Raw genomic sequence first — 17029 nt, 5'->3', positions numbered from 1 at the left:
GGGGTTAACACTTCGAACGGGCAAAAAAATGTTTGCAAGGTTTCGAAATAAAATCGGCAGCGATCAGGTCAACTCTGACATGCTGAATAAACAACGACGTTACGACAGCCTTGTCAGGGCTCTTCACACCGACGTGTTTCGCTATGCCTACTGGCTTTGCGGCGACAGACACGTGGCGGAAGATATCACTCAGGAAGCCTTCCTGCGCGCATGGAAGTCTTTGGATTCCTTAAAGGATGACAAGGCTGCCAAGGCTTGGCTCATCACCATTTTACGCCGCGAAAATGCCCGCCGCTTTGAGCGCAAGCAGTTTGATTACAGCGATGTAGAGCAGGAGTCGCTGGAAGATGCGCAGCATCTCTCGAGCGAAGATGAAACCGAGCACTATTGGCTCAGGCGGCAAATCGCCAAGCTTGACGATGAATACCGCGAGCCGCTGGTATTGCAGGTGATTGGCGGTTTCAGCGGCGATGAAATTGCCGAGCTGCTGGGCCTTAACCGTAACACAGTGATGACACGACTTTTTCGCGCCCGCAATCAACTCAAAGAGGCGCTTGAGCACACAGATTTGCGAGGTCAATCCAATGGATGAACTTGAGTTTCGCCGCCGCGCTTACGGCGATCCCCACAGCCAAGAGCCGGAGTTTTTATCCGCCATGCAGGAAAGCCCGGCCAGGGAGCAGTTTGTCGCTGAGCTTAAAAGCCTTGACCGGCGCGTTGAAAAAGCACTTAAGGTCGACGTGCCGGAAGGGCTTGCCGATAAGCTTATTTTGCGACAGCAGCTCACGGCTCATCACAGCCAGCGCCGCCGCACCCGCTATTTGATTGCCATGGCCGCATCCGTCGCCTTTGTGGTGGGGGTCAGCTTTGGCGTGCTGCGCTTTGGTCCGGTTGACCTTGGCGAGCACGCACTTGCCCATGTGTACCACGAGCCCAAGGCGCTCCTTAGCGACTCGACGGTAGAGCTTGCCGATTTGAATGCGAGCCTTGCCAGCCTTCGCGGCCTTGAACATGCCCGCTTCGAGGGTGAGCCCGGGCAAGTGGTATTTAAGGCATACTGTGATTTTCGCGGTGTGCGCAGCCTGCATCTGGTACTTGAAAACGCCGGCGGCAAAGTCACCCTGTTTATCGTGCCGATTGAAGAGCGGATGCAGCTTGAAACACAGTTTGCCGATGCCAAGTATCAGGGGCTTGGGTTTAAGACCAAAGAAGCCTTTATGCTGCTGGTAGGCGAACAGGGCTCGGCGCTGAAAGAAGCCGCCAAAGAAGTACGCCAGCGCTTCATTTAATTCACGATCTTAATTCAACAACTTAATGCCGCCTCCAACATTGTTAAGCTCACCTGCGGCCAATGAGTTACCTTGACGCTAAAAAAAGATGCAGCGACTCTGTCGCTGCATCTTTTCTATGAATGACTGCGCCGCCACTATTAACCTCACCCACCCTCCCACTGGTCAGATTTGCATCACATCCGGACAGCAAGTTGGGATCGGCCGCAAACTTCTGTTAGCATCCCAAAGACCTGACCTCAGGGCCCGGAAATACCCAAGGCTTGCGTGCACGCAAACTGAGACCGGCCTTTCCGAGTGCAACCTTTTCTGCGGTAAAACAAGTACAAAAGCCGTCCAATAAAAACATGGTTAACATAGCATGAGCATAGATACTCCGATTTTGATTACCTTTGTGGGTTACCTCGCCCTGATGATGGGCATAGGTTTTTGGGCCTACAAGGCCACAGATTCTGTGGATGACTACATTCTGGGTGGCCGTAAAATGGGCCCGGGCGTGACAGCGCTGAGCGTGGGCGCCTCTGACATGTCGGGCTGGCTGCTGCTTGGCTTGCCGGGCGCGGTATACCTTGGCGGCCTGGGTGAAGCCTGGATTGGCATCGGTCTGGTGATTGGCGCCTGGCTTAACTGGCTTTTTGTCGCCAAACGGCTGCGAATTTACACTCAGCTTGCTGATAATGCGCTGACCTTGCCGGACTTTTTCGAAAAGCGTTTCCATGACAAGGGCGGCGTGCTGCGCTTTGTCTCGGCGCTGACTATCCTGGTGTTTTTCACCTTTTACGCCTCCTCCGGCATGGTCGGCGGCGCCATTTTGTTTGAAAAGGTGTTTGGTCTTGATTACAACGCCGCGCTGGTCATTGGCTCGGCCATTATCGTGGGTTACACCTTTATTGGCGGTTTTTTTGCGGTGAGCTGGACTGACTTTTTCCAGGGCAGCCTGATGCTGATTGCGCTGCTGATTGTGCCGATGGCAATTTTCTCTCACCCCGAGACCCATGGCACCCTCGAGACGCTGCAGCCGCAAATGCTGTCGCTGATTAACGACAACACCACCTGGCTTGGGGTGCTGTCGCTGATGGCCTGGGGCCTTGGCTACTTTGGTCAGCCCCATATCCTGTCGCGCTTTATGGCGATTGAAAAGCCGGATCATCTGCCGGTATCCCGCCGCATCGCCATGAGCTGGATGATAGTGTCGCTGCTTGGCGCCCTTGCCACAGGCTTGGTAGGCTCGGTGTATTTTGCCGCATCGCCGCTGACCAACCCCGAAACTGTGTTTATTCAGCTGGCGCAGGTCGCATTCAACCCCTGGATTGCAGGTTTGCTGGTAGCGGCAATTTTGTCGGCCATCATGAGCACCATCGACTCGCAGCTGCTGGTGTGTTCAAGCGTGGTGACCGAAGACTTTTACCGCAAGTTCCGTCCACAGGCGTCAGATAAAGAGCTGATGCGGGTTGGCCGCTTTGGCGTACTGGCCATTGCTATTCTGGCCGGTGTGATTGCCCTGAATCCCGAAAGCAGCGTGCTTGGGCTGGTAAGTTACGCCTGGGCTGGTTTTGGTGCCGCCTTTGGCCCAGTGGTGCTGTTGTCGCTGTTCTGGCAGCACTACAGTAAGGCAGGCGCTGTGGCAACCATCATCACCGGCGCGCTCACGGTAGTAGTTTGGAAGCAGCTTTCCGGCGGCATTTTTGATGTGTATGAAATTCTGCCCGGCTTTATTCTGGCAACCATCGCCGGTGTGGCAGTGAGCAAACTCATGAAGGTAGATGCTAAGGTCTGCGGCGAATTTGCCGAGTTTAAAAGCAAGCTTTAAGTTTAGAAGCCAGCTGTGATTTAAAAGCCGGTTGTGATTAAAGAGCAAACTGTAGTGTAAAAGCAGCGCGGGTTTAATACCTGACACTGACCAGATTGTTAACAATCCGCCACGGCCCTGATAAGCATTCAGGGCCCGCACCTTCCATAAAAGCGTACATCTGTACGCTTTTTTATTGGCAAAAACTGTATAGCTTTGTATCGCCAAACTGCTCCGACCAGAAAGCGCACTTTCAAACAGACCATCTCAATCAAGCGCCGTCAAGCCGATGATGCCAGCACGATTTCAAATGCAAAACCCTACCAACCCCATCAACCTCAACCATCAAAATTAACTGATTTTTAACACTTTTTAACTAAAGCAAAAGCTCTGGTCGGACTTGTTGTGATACAGCCATACTCCTAAGATGCCAAGTTAATTTGACCGGCGCCCCTTTAACGTGTCGGCAACCACAAGAAAGAGAAGAGACGATGAAGTACTTCAACAAGACACTGCTTGCCGCTGCTGTGGCCTTTGCCAGCACCCAGACTCTGGCTGCCGGTTTTCAGCTGAACAGCCAGTCAGCCACTGGCGTGGGTCGCGCCTTTGCCGGTGACGCCGTTATCGCCGATAACGCTTCTGTATTGTCCCGTAACCCAGCCGCTATGGCGCTGTTTGACAGCAAAGCCCTGTCAGTCGGCCTGACCTACGCCGACATCGACGTGACCGTAAAGGACGTCTGCAAGGCCGGCACTCCAGTTTGCTTTGGCAGCGAAGATGCCGCCGCTGATGCAAAAGTGATCCCGAACTTCTACTACATCAGCCCAATCAACGACAAATGGGCCTACGGCGTTGCCGTTTTCTCCAACTTCGGTACCGGCACTGATGTAGGCGCGCTGGCCAATAACGCTAAAACCATTCCGGGCCTTGGCACAGTGCCTGCGCCGGTTGATCTGCTGGGTAACACCGAAGTGGTTACCATGAACTTCAACGGCAGCCTGTCCTACCGTGTAAACGACCAGCTGAGCCTGGGCGCCGGTATCGACGTGATCTACGGTCAGGGCAAACTGACCCGTGAAGGTCAGCTGCCAGTACTGCCAAATGGCGGTCTTGCCAACGTTGAGCTGGTGAATGTGGATGCCGACGGCTGGGCGCTGGGCGGTATTGTAGGCGGCGTGTATGAGTTCAACGCCAATCACCGTCTGGGCGTGAGCTACCGTTTCAGCCCAGAATTCAAGGCCAGCGGCGACATCAATCAGTTCGTGCCTCAGGCCCGTGCTCAGGCAAGCTTCGATGAAATCGTGATCCCACTGCCGGATATCTTCCAGGTAGCCGGTTTCCATCAGCTGACTGAAAAATTTGCCCTGCACTACACAGCGCAGCACACCAGCTGGGGCGATTTCAAAGAAATCACCCTGGAAGATGGCACCCTGGGCAGCACCACCATTCCTGAGGCGCAGCTGAAGCACTACGCCTGGGACGACTCCTGGCTTTTCAGCGTTGGCGGCACCTATCAGCTGACTGACGCCTGGGCTGTGCGCGCCGGTTACATGCACGACAAGGGCGTGGTTGGCGAAATCAGCTCTATCTCTATCCCTGACTCAGACCGTAACTGGTACACAGTGGGTGCAAGCTACGCCCTGACGCCAAAATCCACCCTGGACTTTGGTGTGGCCTTTGTTCGCGGCGAAGATGTGGAAGTGGTTGAGCAGAGCGCACTGATTGGTGACGTGGTTGCCCACACCCGCTCCAACGCCACCTACTACTCAATGCAGTACTCTTACAAGTTCTGATATGTAGTTCAGGCCTGTTCAGTTAAAGCCGCGCACTGCGCGGCTTTTTTGTATCCGCGCCCGTCATCACCTACCCTTTATCTGGCAACATTTTTTTCAGGGAGAACAGGTAAATGGCAAAAATTCTCGGCCTTGGGGGCTTCTTTTTCAAAAGCGCCGATCCAGAGGCGTTGGCAAACTGGTACAAAACTCATCTTGGCATGCCGGTGGAGGCCTGGGGCGGCTGCGCGTTCAGAACCAGCGCGCTTCCCAAAGGCAGTTACAGTGTCTGGAGCCCGATGGCAGACAGCAGCGATTACTTCGCCCCTTCATCATCGGCCTTTATGTTGAATCTGGTGGTGGATGATTTGGATGAAATGCTCAGTACCCTCGCGGCGGCTGGCGCTGAGGTCATGCCCGAGCGGGAGGACACTGAGTTTGGCCGCTTTGGCTGGTTTGTCGACCCTGACGGCAATAAAGTCGAACTGTGGCAAATGGCGCAGGAAGACTGAGCATTGATGCTGCCCAGCGCATAAGGCAAATAAAGCAGGTGCTGGCATCAGCTGGCCTCTGAGAACAGGCGCCTTAAACCTGCACCAGATACCAGCAACTGATACAAGCTCATGATACAAGCTCATGATACACAGTGTATTAATCTGCATCAGGCGGTGCAAACAGCGCGATAATCCCTTATGCTGGCAGATGATTTTGCTAACCGCTTTGTGAACGCCATGTTCACCAGGAGACTTCATGGAAAGATCCCTCACCCTGCCCGCGCTTATTCTTGGCGCCGGCATCACCCTTGGGCTTGGCTTTATCGGCCACAGCATCAGTGACACTGTCACCAACTTAAAAGCGCTGGACAGAACCGTCAGCGTCAAAGGCCTTGCCGAAAAAGAAGTGATGGCCAATATCGCCATCTGGCCCATCCGCTTTAACGAAGTCAGCAACGACCTGCCGGCACTGTACGACACAGTGCAGCAAAAGTCCGATAAAGTGGTCGCCTTCTTAAAGCAGCAGGGCTTCAGCGATGAGGAGATAAGCCTGTCGCTGCCAGCCATTGAAGACAGAACCGCTCAGGGCTACAGCGATCCGAACCTTAAATATCGCTACCTTGCCAAGGTGACGGTATCGCTTTACACCCCCAAGGTGGACAAGTTGCTTGAAGCCCGCAAACAAATCGCGGCGCTGGCCCGAGAAGGCATCGCCATCGGCGGCAACGAGTACGAAAGCCGACCCGAGTTTATGTACACTGAACTCAATAACATAAAACCTGCCATGGTGCAGGAAGCGACCCAAAACGCCCGCGAAGTGGCCGAGAAATTTGCCAAAGACTCAAACTCGAGCCTGGGCAAAATCAAAAACGCCAGTCAGGGGCAGTTTATTATCACCGACAGAGACAGCAACTCGCCCCACATCAAGAATGTGCGGATTGTCAGTACTGTGACTTACTACTTAAGCGATTGATTAACAAAGGGGGCCTCGGGGCTCCCTTTTTTTAGCTGCCAAAGTTCACATTCCATGATTTTTTTCTAATGAAACGATTGCTGCGGTCAGGACTTTCCATTAGAATTTACTCATGAATTTAGCAGGAGCCATTTTATGACCCTCTTCAAACAGCTTTTCGGCGCGTCGCTGCTGGCACTGTCCCTCGGCGCACAGGCAACCGATATCATCAAGGTTCAGCACAGTGATGAGCCACAATACCTCACCCTCGATGCCCTGATTGAGCCGGTAAGAGCCGCCACCGTATCGGCGCAAACGTCCGGACGCATCATTAAAATCCATTACGATGTCAATGACATGGTGCCCGCAGGTGCCGCCTTGCTCGAAATCACCAGCAAGGAGCAAAGCGCATCGCTGACCGCCGCCGAAGCCGATTATGCCAAGGCGCTGGCGGTGAATGCCGAAGCGCAGGCCACCCTCAAGCGCTATCAGGAACTCTTCCCCAAGGGGGCGATTTCCCGCGGCGCCTTTGATGAAGCCGTCGCCCGCGCCAAAAGCAGCGAGCAGGCGGTAAGCGCCGCCAATGCCGCCATCGTGCGCGCCCGCGAATCCCTTGGCTACACCACGGTATTTGCGCCCTTTGCCGGTGTGCTGACCGAACGCCATGTTGAGCAGGGTGAAACCGTAAGCCCGGGCCAGCCGCTGCTGTCGGGGTTTGACACCGAAAAGATGCGCGCTGTGATGCAGGTGCCGGGCCGCTATCTGGATGCGCTCAAGGCGAGCGGTAAGGTGTCACTCGCCCTTGCCGGTGGCCGTGCCATTGAAAGCGATAAACTGACCATCTTCAGTTTTGCCTCGCCCCAGAGCCACAGCTTTCAGGTTCGTATTGACCTGCCGGACGGCATGGACGTACAGCCCGGCACCTGGGCCAAGGTAAGCTTTGTGCAGGGCACCCGCCCCATGTTGCTGCTGCCCCAAAGTGCGATTATCAAGCGCGGCGAGCTTACTGCCGTGTATCTGATGCACGGCGATAAGCCGGTGCTGACACAGGTGCGCCTTGGCAAACAGCAAGGTGAGCGGGTACAGGTGCTCTCAGGCCTGAATGACGGTGACATGGTTGCCGCCGATGGCTACAGCGTCAAACTGCAGTAACGAGCGGAGGCATCATGACGGACAACACTAACAAGTCGATGGGGCTGTCGGGCCGGATTGCACGCGCGTTTCAGTCGAGCGCCATTACGCCGCTGCTGGCGGTGCTGGCGCTGCTGCTTGGCATGTTTGCGGTGCTTATCACCCCCAAAGAAGAAGAGCCGCAAATCGATGTGACCTTTGCCGACGTGTTTATTCCCTTCCCCGGTGCCACACCGGCCGAAGTCGAGCATCTGGTCACCCTGCCCGCCGAGCAGGTGATTTCGGAAATCAAGGGCATTGATACCCTGTATTCGTTTTCCCAGCCCGATGGCGCCCTTATCATCGCCATCTTCGAGGTGGGGGTAAAACGTAACGACGCCATAGTCGCGCTTTATAACCAGTTGTATTCCAACATGGATAAGCTGCCGCGCGGCGCCGGTGTAGGCGAGCCACTGATTAAGCCCCGTGGCATTGACGATGTGCCCATCGTCAGCCTGACCCTCTGGTCAGAAGACCCAAACACCACCCCAGAACAACTGACCCATGTTGCCCGCGGACTTGAGACCGAGCTTAAGCGCATTCCCGGCACCCGCGAGATCTACACCCTCGGGCAACATGAGTTGGTTCTCAATGTGCGCATTGACCCAGCCGCCCTGTCGGCCCACAACCTCAGCTTTACCGACATCAATCAGGCGCTGATGGGCAACAACCAGATTTCTATGCCGCAGCCTCTGGTGCAGGACAATCAGGAAATCAAGGTACAGACCGGCCAGTTTTTAAAGAGCCTGGAAGATGTTGAAAACCTGGTGGTGGCGGTGCGTACCGGTGCCTCCGGCCACAGCGAGCCTGTGTACTTAAAGGATTTGGCCGACATCAGCCTTAAGGCCGACCTGCCCCGCGCCCAGGTGCAGCACGTGACCAAAGACGGCAATTTCCCGGCGGTCACAGTGGCGATTGGCAAGCAATCGGGCATGAACGCAGTGGACATTGCCGATGCGGTGGTCGAGCGCCTCGACGTGCTTAATAACACCCTGCTGCCGGAAAACGTGCATGCCACCGTGACCCGCAACTACGGTGAAACCGCGGCCGATAAATCCAACACCCTTATTTTTAAACTGATTTTTGCCACTGCTGCCGTGGTGGTACTGGTGCTCTTTACCATGGGCATGCGCGAAGCGCTGGTGGTAGGCATCGCCATTATCATCACGTTGGCGCTGACGCTGTTTGCCAGTTGGGCCTGGGGCTTTACCTTAAACCGGGTGTCGCTGTTTGCGCTGATTTTCTCCATCGGTATTCTGGTGGACGATGCGATTGTGGTGGTCGAAAACATCCATCGCCATATGGCCATGGGCAAAAAGTCCATGACCGAGCTTATTCCGGTGGCGGTGGACGAAGTGGGCGGACCGACCATTCTGGCCACCTTCACCGTGATTGCGGCGCTGTTGCCAATGGCCTTTGTGTCCGGGCTGATGGGCCCTTACATGAGCCCCATCCCCATCAACGCCAGCATGGGCATGTTGATCTCGCTGGCGGTGGCCTTTGTGCTCACCCCCTGGCTCAGCCGTAAACTGCTGAAATCCCATGACGGGCATACCCCAGCGGCGAGCGATGCCCATCCCCACGGCGGCGAAGATCCGCGCATGGTGCGCCTCTTTAACCGTCTGATTGGGCCGTTTCTGCGTGGCAATGATGGCCGCAAGGCGCGCCTTGGGCTCGGGCTCGGCATTGTCGGCCTTATCATGGTGGCGGTGGCGCTGCCGGTGATGCAGGCGGTGGTGCTCAAAATGCTGCCCTTTGACAATAAGTCTGAGTTTCAGGTGATGGTGGATATGCCGGAAGGCACCACCTTTGAGCAAACCCAGAAGGTGCTGCTGGCGCTTGCCGATGAGCTTAAGCAGGTCGAGGAAGTGGAGCATATGCAGCTCTACGCCGGCACCGCGGCGCCAATGAACTTCAACGGCCTGGTTCGCCACTACTTTTTGCGCGCAAGCCCCGAGCTTGGCGATATTCAGGTCAACCTTAAAGACAAGAAACACCGTGACCGTGACAGCCACAGCATCGCATTGGCGGTGCGCGGCCCACTGCAGGAAGTGGCCCGTCACTTCAACGCCAACGTCAAAGTGGTTGAAGTGCCGCCCGGCCCACCTGTGTGGTCTCCGATTGTGGCCGAAGTCTATGGTCCCAACGAAGCCATGCGCCAGGAAGCGGCTCGCCGCGTACTGGATGTGTTCCAGACCACAGAACATGTGGTCGACATGGACATCTTCCTGCCTGCCTCACAGCAAAAATGGCAGGTACTGATTGACCGCAGCAAGGCGGCGCTGCTCGGTGTACCTTACGCCTCTATCGTCGAGCTGGTGTCCACCTCGGTGGGCGGCAAAGATGTGAGCGTGCTGCATATCGACAACCAGTCGCGCCCCGTGCCTATCCGCCTGCAGCTTGAAGAAGGCAGTAAGCTGGATTTGGACGCCATCCTTGGCATGACGCTGCCCGGCAGCCGTGGTCAGGTGGCAGTGTCTGAGCTTGTGAGTATCCGTAAAGGGGTGATAGATGCGCCAATCATCCATAAAAACCTCATCCCCATGGTGATGGTGGTGGCGGATATGGCAGGCCCGCTGGACAGCCCGCTCTACGGCATGTTCGAGATGGCCGGCACCATCACAGACCGTGAGGATATGGGCTATAACCAGCACTATATCAACCAGCCTTCAGGGCTGACTGAGGTTGCCGTGCTGTGGGATGGCGAGTGGAAAATCACCTACGAGACCTTCCGCGACATGGGCATTGCCTACGCGGTGGGCATGATAGCGATTTACCTCTTAGTGGTGGCGCAATTCCGCTCTTATCTGGTGCCGCTCATCATCATGGCGCCCATTCCGCTCACCGTAATTGGGGTTATGCCCGGCCATGCCCTGCTTGGCGCGCAGTTCACCGCCACCTCGATGATTGGCATGATTGCGCTGGCAGGGATCATAGTTCGCAACTCGATACTGCTGGTGGATTTTATCAATCAGGAAGTGGCACGGGGCGAACCTTTTGCACAGGCGGTTATCCATTCGGGCGCCGTGCGGGCCAAACCCATCATGCTGACGGCGCTGGCGGCCATGATAGGAGCCCTCTTCATTCTGGACGATCCGATTTTCAACGGTCTGGCTATCAGTTTGATTTTTGGCATCTTTATATCAACCATTTTGACTCTGGTCGTCATTCCCGTGCTGTACTACGCCTTTATGCGTCACGGTTATGAGACCCATTAATCCACCACGGAGGAACATCCTATGTCACTCGAACGCTCTATCATGGCTTTTGCCGGTTTTATGGTGTTGTTATCGCTGGTACTGACTGCCTTTGTGCATCACAACTTTGTCTGGCTTACCGCCTTTGTCGGCGCTAATCTGTTCCAAAGCGCCTTTACCGGCTTTTGTCCGGCAGCGATGCTGATGAAAAAGCTCGGCGTAAAAACCGAAGCCGAGCTTTGCAAACTCAAACAATAGCCACACGGCACAATAAATACAGACAAGGAGAAACCGTGAAAACGTTGGCCAACTATCTGCACACTTGCCTGCACACTTGCCTGCTGACCCTCGCCCTGCTGCTGGGCACCTCGGCGGCGCACGCCGCCGATAAAGACCCCGCCACCGCGTGGGATAAGATTGGCAAGGGTGCCATGGTAGTCGATGTAAGAACGGCTGAGGAATTTGCCGCCGGACACCTCGAGGGTGCTATCAATATTCCCTACGAGAATGTCGCGGCGGAATTTGAAAAGCGTGCCATCGCCAAAGACACTCCGGTGGTGCTCTACTGTCGCAGCGGCCGTCGCAGCGGCGTGGCCAACGATGCCCTGATTGCCGCAGGTTTTGAGGCAACCTACAACGGTGGCGGCTACCAGAGCCTGCAGGAAAACCGTCCTGCGGCGCCATCACCTGCCCCGCAAAACTGAGGCGGATATCAAGCGCAAAGCCCGGAACTGAGCTTTTAACACAGTTCAGCTCGTAGCACAGTTCGAAGCAGCGCTCTCAGCACAGTTCGAAGCAGAGCTTGAAGCACAGTTCGAAGCAGCGCTCAGAGCAGCCATAAGAAAGGCACCCCTAGGTGCCTTTTTTATTCCATTTCGATAACATTTACGCCTCGGCGGCGCAGAACGCTGAGCGGTATCTGATTGACGCCCGCCATTTGAATGGCATTTTTACGCACTGTTAAAGCAGCATTTCAGGCCTACATTGTTCATTGTAAATTTACTGAATATGTTATTTCTAATTTGAATATGAAAATTCAATTCAATTAATTTCAATAAATTACGCAAAACCTAAACCTAATTAACGACAACATCCCAGTCAACAATTGCCATTCAAACTTTTGAATAATCACTCAGCGACAACCGCCCCGCTTGAATATTAGCCTGTATAACTGCATATCCATGCAACAAAGCTGCTCATACCAGTTCATCCGCGCAATACGCCATACCGATTACATCTTATTTACATATATGTCACTCGTAGATACATTCTCTGCGAAATAACGGATATTTCAGCAGTTATACCGAATGGATGCGCAATAAAAACAAAATGTTCTACCTCTTGAAACTGTTCTATCTCTTGAAACATGGAAGACGAGTATGACAAACAAAAACAGCAAAACCTTAGCCCTGGGTTTGTCCACCCTGGCACTGGCGATTTCTGCCGGTGTACACGCCGCGCCGGCCAATGGCCTCTTTGGCGCAAGTCAGGAATCGCCGCTGCCCAAGCGTTATGTGGTCAAGTTTAAAAACAACGCCGCAGCCGAAATGTACAGCGCAGAAGAAAGCGTGAGCAGCATGGAATATCAGCCACGCACCTTCGAAGTGTTTGACCAGCATCGCGCGCTCAATGCCGTAAATGCGAAAGAAATGAAGCGCATCGGTCGCAGCAACGCCTACTCGGTAAAACTGGATAATCAGGCCATCAAGGCGCTGCGCGCCCGCGCGGATGTGGAACTGGTTGAAGAAGACGTGCCACGTCGTCTGCTGGCTGAAACCACTCCCTGGGGCCAGACTTTTGTCGGCGCGACGCAGCTTGCCGACAACTTAAGCGGCAACCGCACCGTGTGTATCATTGACTCAGGTTACGATCGCGCCCATCCGGATTTGTCTGGCAACAATGTCACCGGCACCAACAACTCAGGCACCGGCAACTGGTTTGAGCCCGGCAACAACAACGCCCACGGTACCCACGTCGCCGGTACCATCGCCGCCATCGCCAACGGCGAAGGCGTGGTCGGCGTGCTGCCAAACCGAAACGCCAATATCCATGTTATCAAGGTATTCAACGAATCCGGCTGGGGCTACTCCTCAAGCCTGGTAAGCGCCATCGACACCTGCGTGGCCAACGGTGCCAACGTGGTGTCTATGTCACTTGGCGGCGCAAGCTCAAGCACCACTGAGCGCAATGCCATGGCGGCCCACTATAACAATGGCGTACTGCTTATTGCCGCCGCCGGTAACGACGGTGACAACACCCACAGCTACCCCGCCTCCTACGACAGCGTTGTGTCGGTTGCTGCGGTTGACAGCACCAAACAGCACGCCGCGTTTTCGCAGTTTACCAATCAGGTCGAAGTCTCTGGCCCGGGCGAAGCGATTCTGTCTACCGTGACCCGCGGCGAAGGACGCCTCGCGGATATCGTTATCGGCGGTCAGTCTTACTTCAACAACGGTGTTGTGCCACACAACCGTTTGGTGAAATCCGGCACCAGCTATGCGCCAGCGCCAATTAACGGTACTGTCACTGCCACACTGGCCGAATGCAGCGTGTCAGGCGGTGTGTTCAATTGCGGCAATATGACAGGTAAAGTGTGTCTGGTTGAGCGTATCGGCAACCAAGGCACCAGCTACCCTGAAATCAACGCCGCCAAGGCCTGTCAAACCGCAGGCGCCGCCGCGACCATTGTTTACTCGAACACTGCCCTGCCCGGCCTGCAAAACCCCTTCGTGGTCGATACCAACAGCGAGCTGACCAAGGTGTCAGTGTCAGTTGACCGCGCCACCGGCCTTGCGCTGCGTAGCCGCATCGGCTCCTCTGTCACTGTCTCCAACGAAGGCGGCAAGGACTACGAGTACTACAACGGCACCTCCATGGCGACCCCGCATGTGTCAGGCGTGGCCACACTGGTGTGGAGCCATCACCCAGAGTGTAGCGCCGCTCAGGTGCGCGCGGCCCTGCGTGCCACAGCCGAAGATCTGGATGTTGCCGGCCGTGACGACAAGACAGGTTATGGTCTGGTTAACGCCGTGGCTGCCAAAGAGTATCTGGACGCGTCCTGTGACGGCCCAGGCAACGGCGGTGGCGGCAATGGCGGCGCGGATGCCGTCATGACCAACGGCGTGGCCAAAACCAATCTGGCGGGCGCCAAAGGTGATGAGCTGCACTTCTACATCGACGTGCCAGCGGGTGCAACCAACCTTAACTTCGCCATGAGCGGCGGCACAGGTGATGCGGATCTGTACGTGCAGTACGGCGCAGCCCCCACCACCTCAAGCTATGACTGCCGTCCATGGAAAGGTGGCAACACTGAGTCCTGCCCAATCAGCAATGCCCAGGCCGGTACTTACTATGCCATGGTACAGGGTTACAACGCCTTCAGTGGCGTGAGCCTGGTGGCAAGCTACACCGCTGGCAGCACCGGTGGTGGCAGCACAGGTCCGGTTACCTACACCAACACAGGCAACTACAACATTCCTGACAACAGCACAGCCGGGATCACCAGCCCAATCCAGGTGAGCCGCAGCGGCGATTCAGGTACCGTGTCGGTGAAAGTGAACATAGTGCACACCTATATTGGCGATTTGGAAGTGCAGCTGATTGCCCCCAATGGCAAGGTGTTCGTGCTGCACGACAACACAGGTGCCGGTGCCGACAACATCAATCAGACCTACTCGGTAAATGCCGCCGGTGTGCCATCTCAAGGCACCTGGAAGCTTAAAGCGGTGGACAGCTCTCGCCGCGACACAGGCTATATCGATGCATGGGAACTGACGTTCCAGTAAGCCAGGCATAAACCGCAAAAAGGAGCCCTCGGGCTCCTTTTCTTTTTGGCTTGTAAATGCCGCTTCAACCGAGCGGCTCAGTCATCCTCGGCCAGCGCAGGCGCTGCGCGCCTTGGCTGTAAGAAGTCGGGGCTGATGCTTACCTCGTGCTGCCCATCCGACAGCTCAAGGCCGCCGTCTTCATCGATATTGACCGCAAGATCCATGGTTCGCGCGGCAAAAGGCAGCAGCGAAGTCAGGGCAGCATTATCAAAGGCTATCACGCTAAGGTTTTGATACTGCGCGCACTTACCTTGAAGCTGCTGCCACCACTGCGCCAAATCCCGGCCGCCGTAGGCATAAACCCGCGCCAAGCTGGCACGCTGACAGGCGCGCTTTATCCGCCGCTCATCGGCAAGACCAAACTCCACCCACAGCCGATAGCGGCCATCAAGCTCAAGCTCACACAGCTCCGGCTCATCCTGATTGCAAAGCTCGCCGTGAAAATGCAGCCCTTCAGAGGCGTTCATCGCAAACGCAATTAGCCGCAGCATCAGCCGCTCTTCGGTTTCGGAAGGATGGCGCGCCACGGTCAGCTTGTGGCGGGCAAAATAGCCGCGCTGCAGATCGGCAATATCCAGGGTGACTTTATGGATGTCTGACTTAAGCGTCATTACCCGCTCCCGGCTCGCACAGCGCTAAAGCGCGCCGCCGCGAAGATGCCGCGCCGACGGGAAATGTGCTTTAAGCGCCGAAATCAGGGCGCTATTGCCATACACCAGAATGCGCCTGCCGCGGCCAAGCTCGGCCTCAAGGGCCGCAATACCGGAAACAGGGCGGCGGCTCGCGTCACGGCGGCAAAGCTCAGCAAGCTCGCCTTCAATTTGCTGATCAGTTTCAATCACATCGAGGCGCTGCAGCAGCGACATGGCGGCAATGGGCAAAAGCCCGGGCGCAGTCTCATCATCCACCAGCAGCAGCTGCCCCTCGGCGTGAAGCATACCAAAGGCATCCTCAAAGTGGCCGTCCGTGGCGGCATCAAACCTGTCGCCATTGAGGGCAAAAAAGCGCTCCCAGAAGCGGCGCCGCTCTGGGACACTGCCAAGACGCTCCTGCACCAGCGTGCGCTTATCGGCTATGTAATCAAAGAGTGGCGCAAGCGATGGCGGCAACCAGGACTCGAGCCTTGCGCGAATGTCCCGGGCAAACACAGGCGCCGCGCCGGCGGTGCTTATCGCCACCACCAAACGGCCACGGTCAACAATCGATGGGGTAATAAAATCGCAGTTGGGCGGGTTATCGACCACATTGGCGAGAATGCCGCGGCTGCGGGCAAGCGCGGCAAGACGCACGTTGAGCGGCTCATCGTTGGTGGCAAGGTACACCAGGCGGCAGTGCTGAATATCATCCTCAGCCACCGGCCTTTGGTGTAAAACAATCCGGCCCGTTTGGGCAAGCAGCGCCACCTCGGCACAGGCACTGGCGGCAATCACTTCCACCGTGGCCTGGGTACGGCAAAGCAGCTCAAGTTTGCGGGCGGCCACATCACCGCCGCCCACCACCAACACCTTGAGCCCTTGGGTATCAATAAAAAGCGGAAAATACTGCATCGATGGGATTACTCGTTAACCAGCGGCAAATTGCGTGCAACCCAGGCTTTATAACCGCCAATGAGTGACGCAACCCGGGTGTAGCCCATCAATTGCAGGTTATAGCAGGCGAGCGCAGAGCGGTAACCACCGCCGCAGTACAAAAGCAGCGGCGCAGCCTTATCGGGAAAACGGGTTTCGACGTCGCGCTCAAGAATGCCACGGCCAAGGTGTTTGGCACCGGGCAGGTGGTCAACCAGCCACTCATGATCTTCACGCACATCCAGAAGCTGCCAGCTGTCGTCGGCCTGATAGTCTTCGATGGAGAGCTCAGTGACCTTGGGCAAAATGGATTCGACCAGGGCGAGAAATCCGGGATTATGCTGCATTTTGAAATCCTTATGATGCCTGTGTGCGACCAGTTTAGTGTGGCGCCGCAGGCTTCACAAGGCCAATTGCGACTCAGTTGTGGGCTTCACTGCGCTCGGCGCTGCAATTCCAGCACAGCTCAAAACTGGCTTCATTGAGTTCGTGACAATTGAGGCAATGCCACTGTGGCCGCTCGCAGGCAATACTCTCAAGCTGTGCCAGCGCCTGTGGTAACGCAGACTCGTTTACCCACAGCTCGACATTTTGCAGATCCACCGGCAATTCGCCCACACCGCCAAGGAGCGCTTCCCCCCTCAGTTCAACCTGAATACCCGCTGTTTGCAGCAAGCCTTTCCAGGTGTGGGCCTGCAGCAAGTTGCCGCCGGCAAGCAAACATTTTCTTTGTTCCATCGGACTTTCCTGTAACTACGGCTGTCTCTTTTATTATCCTCGCGATCCCGTTTCCCTTGTTTTGCTTTGGTGGGAGCCCTTGTGAAGGAGCGTGGGAACTTGCCCATGCTAACGACAAACTGCTGCAAAATCGAGCAAATAAACGCGCCTCTTTTCTGCATTTTTAAAACAGACTGTTCAGGATCCTGAAAATTTTCGATAAAAAAAGCCACCCCGCAGGATGGCTTTTTGGC

15 protein-coding genes are annotated in these 17029 nt (G+C 55.7%); 11 read left to right on the top strand and 4 right to left on the bottom strand.

Annotation, left to right across the window (positions count from 1 at the left end):
• Nucleotides 1-28 precede the first annotated feature (28 nt).
• From KJI95_RS17610 to KJI95_RS17560, 11 genes are all read left to right on the top strand, one after another.
• Nucleotides 29-592 carry a sigma-70 family RNA polymerase sigma factor gene (locus tag KJI95_RS17610; RefSeq protein ID WP_214508515.1) on the top strand — a complete coding sequence of 188 codons (564 nt, stop codon included), beginning with the start codon at nucleotides 29-31 and terminating at the stop codon, nucleotides 590-592.
• Nucleotides 585-1289: a DUF3379 domain-containing protein gene (locus tag KJI95_RS17605; RefSeq protein ID WP_214508544.1), complete on the top strand. Its 705-nt coding sequence runs from the start codon at nucleotides 585-587 to the stop codon at nucleotides 1287-1289. Before KJI95_RS17610 ends, KJI95_RS17605 begins: the two co-directional genes overlap by 8 nt.
• A gap of 361 nt (nucleotides 1290-1650) precedes the next feature.
• On the top strand, nucleotides 1651-3099 hold the full coding sequence (gene putP, locus KJI95_RS17600) for a sodium/proline symporter PutP (protein WP_214508514.1): 1449 nt from the start codon (nucleotides 1651-1653) through the stop codon (nucleotides 3097-3099).
• A 470-nt stretch (nucleotides 3100-3569) separates the two neighbouring features.
• Nucleotides 3570-4871 (top strand): OmpP1/FadL family transporter, encoded by a 1302-nt coding sequence (locus tag KJI95_RS17595; protein ID WP_214508513.1) that lies wholly within the window; start codon nucleotides 3570-3572, stop codon nucleotides 4869-4871.
• 113 nt (nucleotides 4872-4984) lie between these two features.
• Nucleotides 4985-5362 (top strand): VOC family protein, encoded by a 378-nt coding sequence (locus KJI95_RS17590; protein ID WP_214508512.1) that lies wholly within the window; start codon nucleotides 4985-4987, stop codon nucleotides 5360-5362.
• A gap of 238 nt (nucleotides 5363-5600) precedes the next feature.
• Nucleotides 5601-6317: an SIMPL domain-containing protein gene (locus KJI95_RS17585; RefSeq protein ID WP_214508511.1), complete on the top strand. Its 717-nt coding sequence runs from the start codon at nucleotides 5601-5603 to the stop codon at nucleotides 6315-6317.
• Nucleotides 6318-6452: 135 nt separating this feature from the next.
• Complete coding sequence (locus tag KJI95_RS17580) at nucleotides 6453-7448, top strand: efflux RND transporter periplasmic adaptor subunit (protein WP_214508510.1); 996 nt, start codon at nucleotides 6453-6455, stop codon at nucleotides 7446-7448.
• Nucleotides 7449-7462: 14 nt separating this feature from the next.
• Nucleotides 7463-10684 (top strand): efflux RND transporter permease subunit, encoded by a 3222-nt coding sequence (locus KJI95_RS17575; protein WP_214508509.1) that lies wholly within the window; start codon nucleotides 7463-7465, stop codon nucleotides 10682-10684.
• Nucleotides 10685-10705: 21 nt separating this feature from the next.
• Nucleotides 10706-10921, top strand: a complete 216-nt coding sequence (locus KJI95_RS17570) for a YgaP family membrane protein (protein WP_214508508.1) — start codon at nucleotides 10706-10708, stop codon at nucleotides 10919-10921.
• Between the two features lie 35 nt (nucleotides 10922-10956).
• Nucleotides 10957-11367 (top strand): rhodanese-like domain-containing protein, encoded by a 411-nt coding sequence (locus KJI95_RS17565; RefSeq protein WP_214508507.1) that lies wholly within the window; start codon nucleotides 10957-10959, stop codon nucleotides 11365-11367.
• Nucleotides 11368-12042: 675 nt separating this feature from the next.
• Nucleotides 12043-14448: a S8 family serine peptidase gene (locus tag KJI95_RS17560; protein ID WP_214508506.1), complete on the top strand. Its 2406-nt coding sequence runs from the start codon at nucleotides 12043-12045 to the stop codon at nucleotides 14446-14448.
• 77 nt (nucleotides 14449-14525) lie between these two features.
• On the opposite strand, the gene KJI95_RS17555 is transcribed toward KJI95_RS17560, so the two are convergent.
• The 4 genes from KJI95_RS17555 to KJI95_RS17540 all read right to left on the bottom strand — a co-directional run bounded on the left by KJI95_RS17555 (nucleotide 14526) and on the right by KJI95_RS17540 (nucleotide 16796).
• Nucleotides 14526-15101, bottom strand: coding sequence for a YaeQ family protein (locus KJI95_RS17555; RefSeq protein WP_214508505.1), 576 nt, complete (start codon nucleotides 15099-15101; stop codon nucleotides 14526-14528).
• 24 nt (nucleotides 15102-15125) lie between these two features.
• Complete coding sequence (locus KJI95_RS17550) at nucleotides 15126-16037, bottom strand: precorrin-2 dehydrogenase/sirohydrochlorin ferrochelatase family protein (protein WP_214508504.1); 912 nt, start codon at nucleotides 16035-16037, stop codon at nucleotides 15126-15128.
• 8 nt (nucleotides 16038-16045) lie between these two features.
• Complete coding sequence (locus KJI95_RS17545) at nucleotides 16046-16405, bottom strand: rhodanese-like domain-containing protein (RefSeq protein ID WP_214508503.1); 360 nt, start codon at nucleotides 16403-16405, stop codon at nucleotides 16046-16048.
• 73 nt (nucleotides 16406-16478) lie between these two features.
• Nucleotides 16479-16796 (bottom strand): putative signal transducing protein, encoded by a 318-nt coding sequence (locus tag KJI95_RS17540; RefSeq protein WP_214508502.1) that lies wholly within the window; start codon nucleotides 16794-16796, stop codon nucleotides 16479-16481.
• Between the last annotated feature and the right edge of the window lie 233 nt (nucleotides 16797-17029).

This window comes from Shewanella jiangmenensis (assembly GCF_018596335.1).
Classification (GTDB): Bacteria; Pseudomonadota; Gammaproteobacteria; order Enterobacterales; family Shewanellaceae; genus Shewanella; species Shewanella jiangmenensis.
The sequence above is the reverse complement of the archived record's forward strand: the minus strand, read 5'-3'. Positions and strand labels throughout refer to the sequence as shown.

Coding starts and splice junctions, on each gene's coding strand:
- KJI95_RS17570 (WP_214508508.1), top strand. CDS start 10,706: ATGTCACTCGAACGCTCTATCATGGCTTTTGCCGGTTTTATGGTGTTG.
- KJI95_RS17590 (WP_214508512.1), top strand. CDS start 4,985: ATGGCAAAAATTCTCGGCCTTGGGGGCTTCTTTTTCAAAAGCGCCGAT.
- KJI95_RS17555 (WP_214508505.1), bottom strand. CDS start 15,101: ATGACGCTTAAGTCAGACATCCATAAAGTCACCCTGGATATTGCCGAT.
- putP (WP_214508514.1), top strand. CDS start 1,651: ATGAGCATAGATACTCCGATTTTGATTACCTTTGTGGGTTACCTCGCC.
- KJI95_RS17585 (WP_214508511.1), top strand. CDS start 5,601: ATGGAAAGATCCCTCACCCTGCCCGCGCTTATTCTTGGCGCCGGCATC.
- KJI95_RS17545 (WP_214508503.1), bottom strand. CDS start 16,405: ATGCAGCATAATCCCGGATTTCTCGCCCTGGTCGAATCCATTTTGCCC.
- KJI95_RS17560 (WP_214508506.1), top strand. CDS start 12,043: ATGACAAACAAAAACAGCAAAACCTTAGCCCTGGGTTTGTCCACCCTG.
- KJI95_RS17605 (WP_214508544.1), top strand. CDS start 585: ATGGATGAACTTGAGTTTCGCCGCCGCGCTTACGGCGATCCCCACAGC.
- KJI95_RS17580 (WP_214508510.1), top strand. CDS start 6,453: ATGACCCTCTTCAAACAGCTTTTCGGCGCGTCGCTGCTGGCACTGTCC.
- KJI95_RS17540 (WP_214508502.1), bottom strand. CDS start 16,796: ATGGAACAAAGAAAATGTTTGCTTGCCGGCGGCAACTTGCTGCAGGCC.
- KJI95_RS17595 (WP_214508513.1), top strand. CDS start 3,570: ATGAAGTACTTCAACAAGACACTGCTTGCCGCTGCTGTGGCCTTTGCC.
- KJI95_RS17610 (WP_214508515.1), top strand. CDS start 29: ATGTTTGCAAGGTTTCGAAATAAAATCGGCAGCGATCAGGTCAACTCT.
- KJI95_RS17575 (WP_214508509.1), top strand. CDS start 7,463: ATGACGGACAACACTAACAAGTCGATGGGGCTGTCGGGCCGGATTGCA.
- KJI95_RS17550 (WP_214508504.1), bottom strand. CDS start 16,037: ATGCAGTATTTTCCGCTTTTTATTGATACCCAAGGGCTCAAGGTGTTG.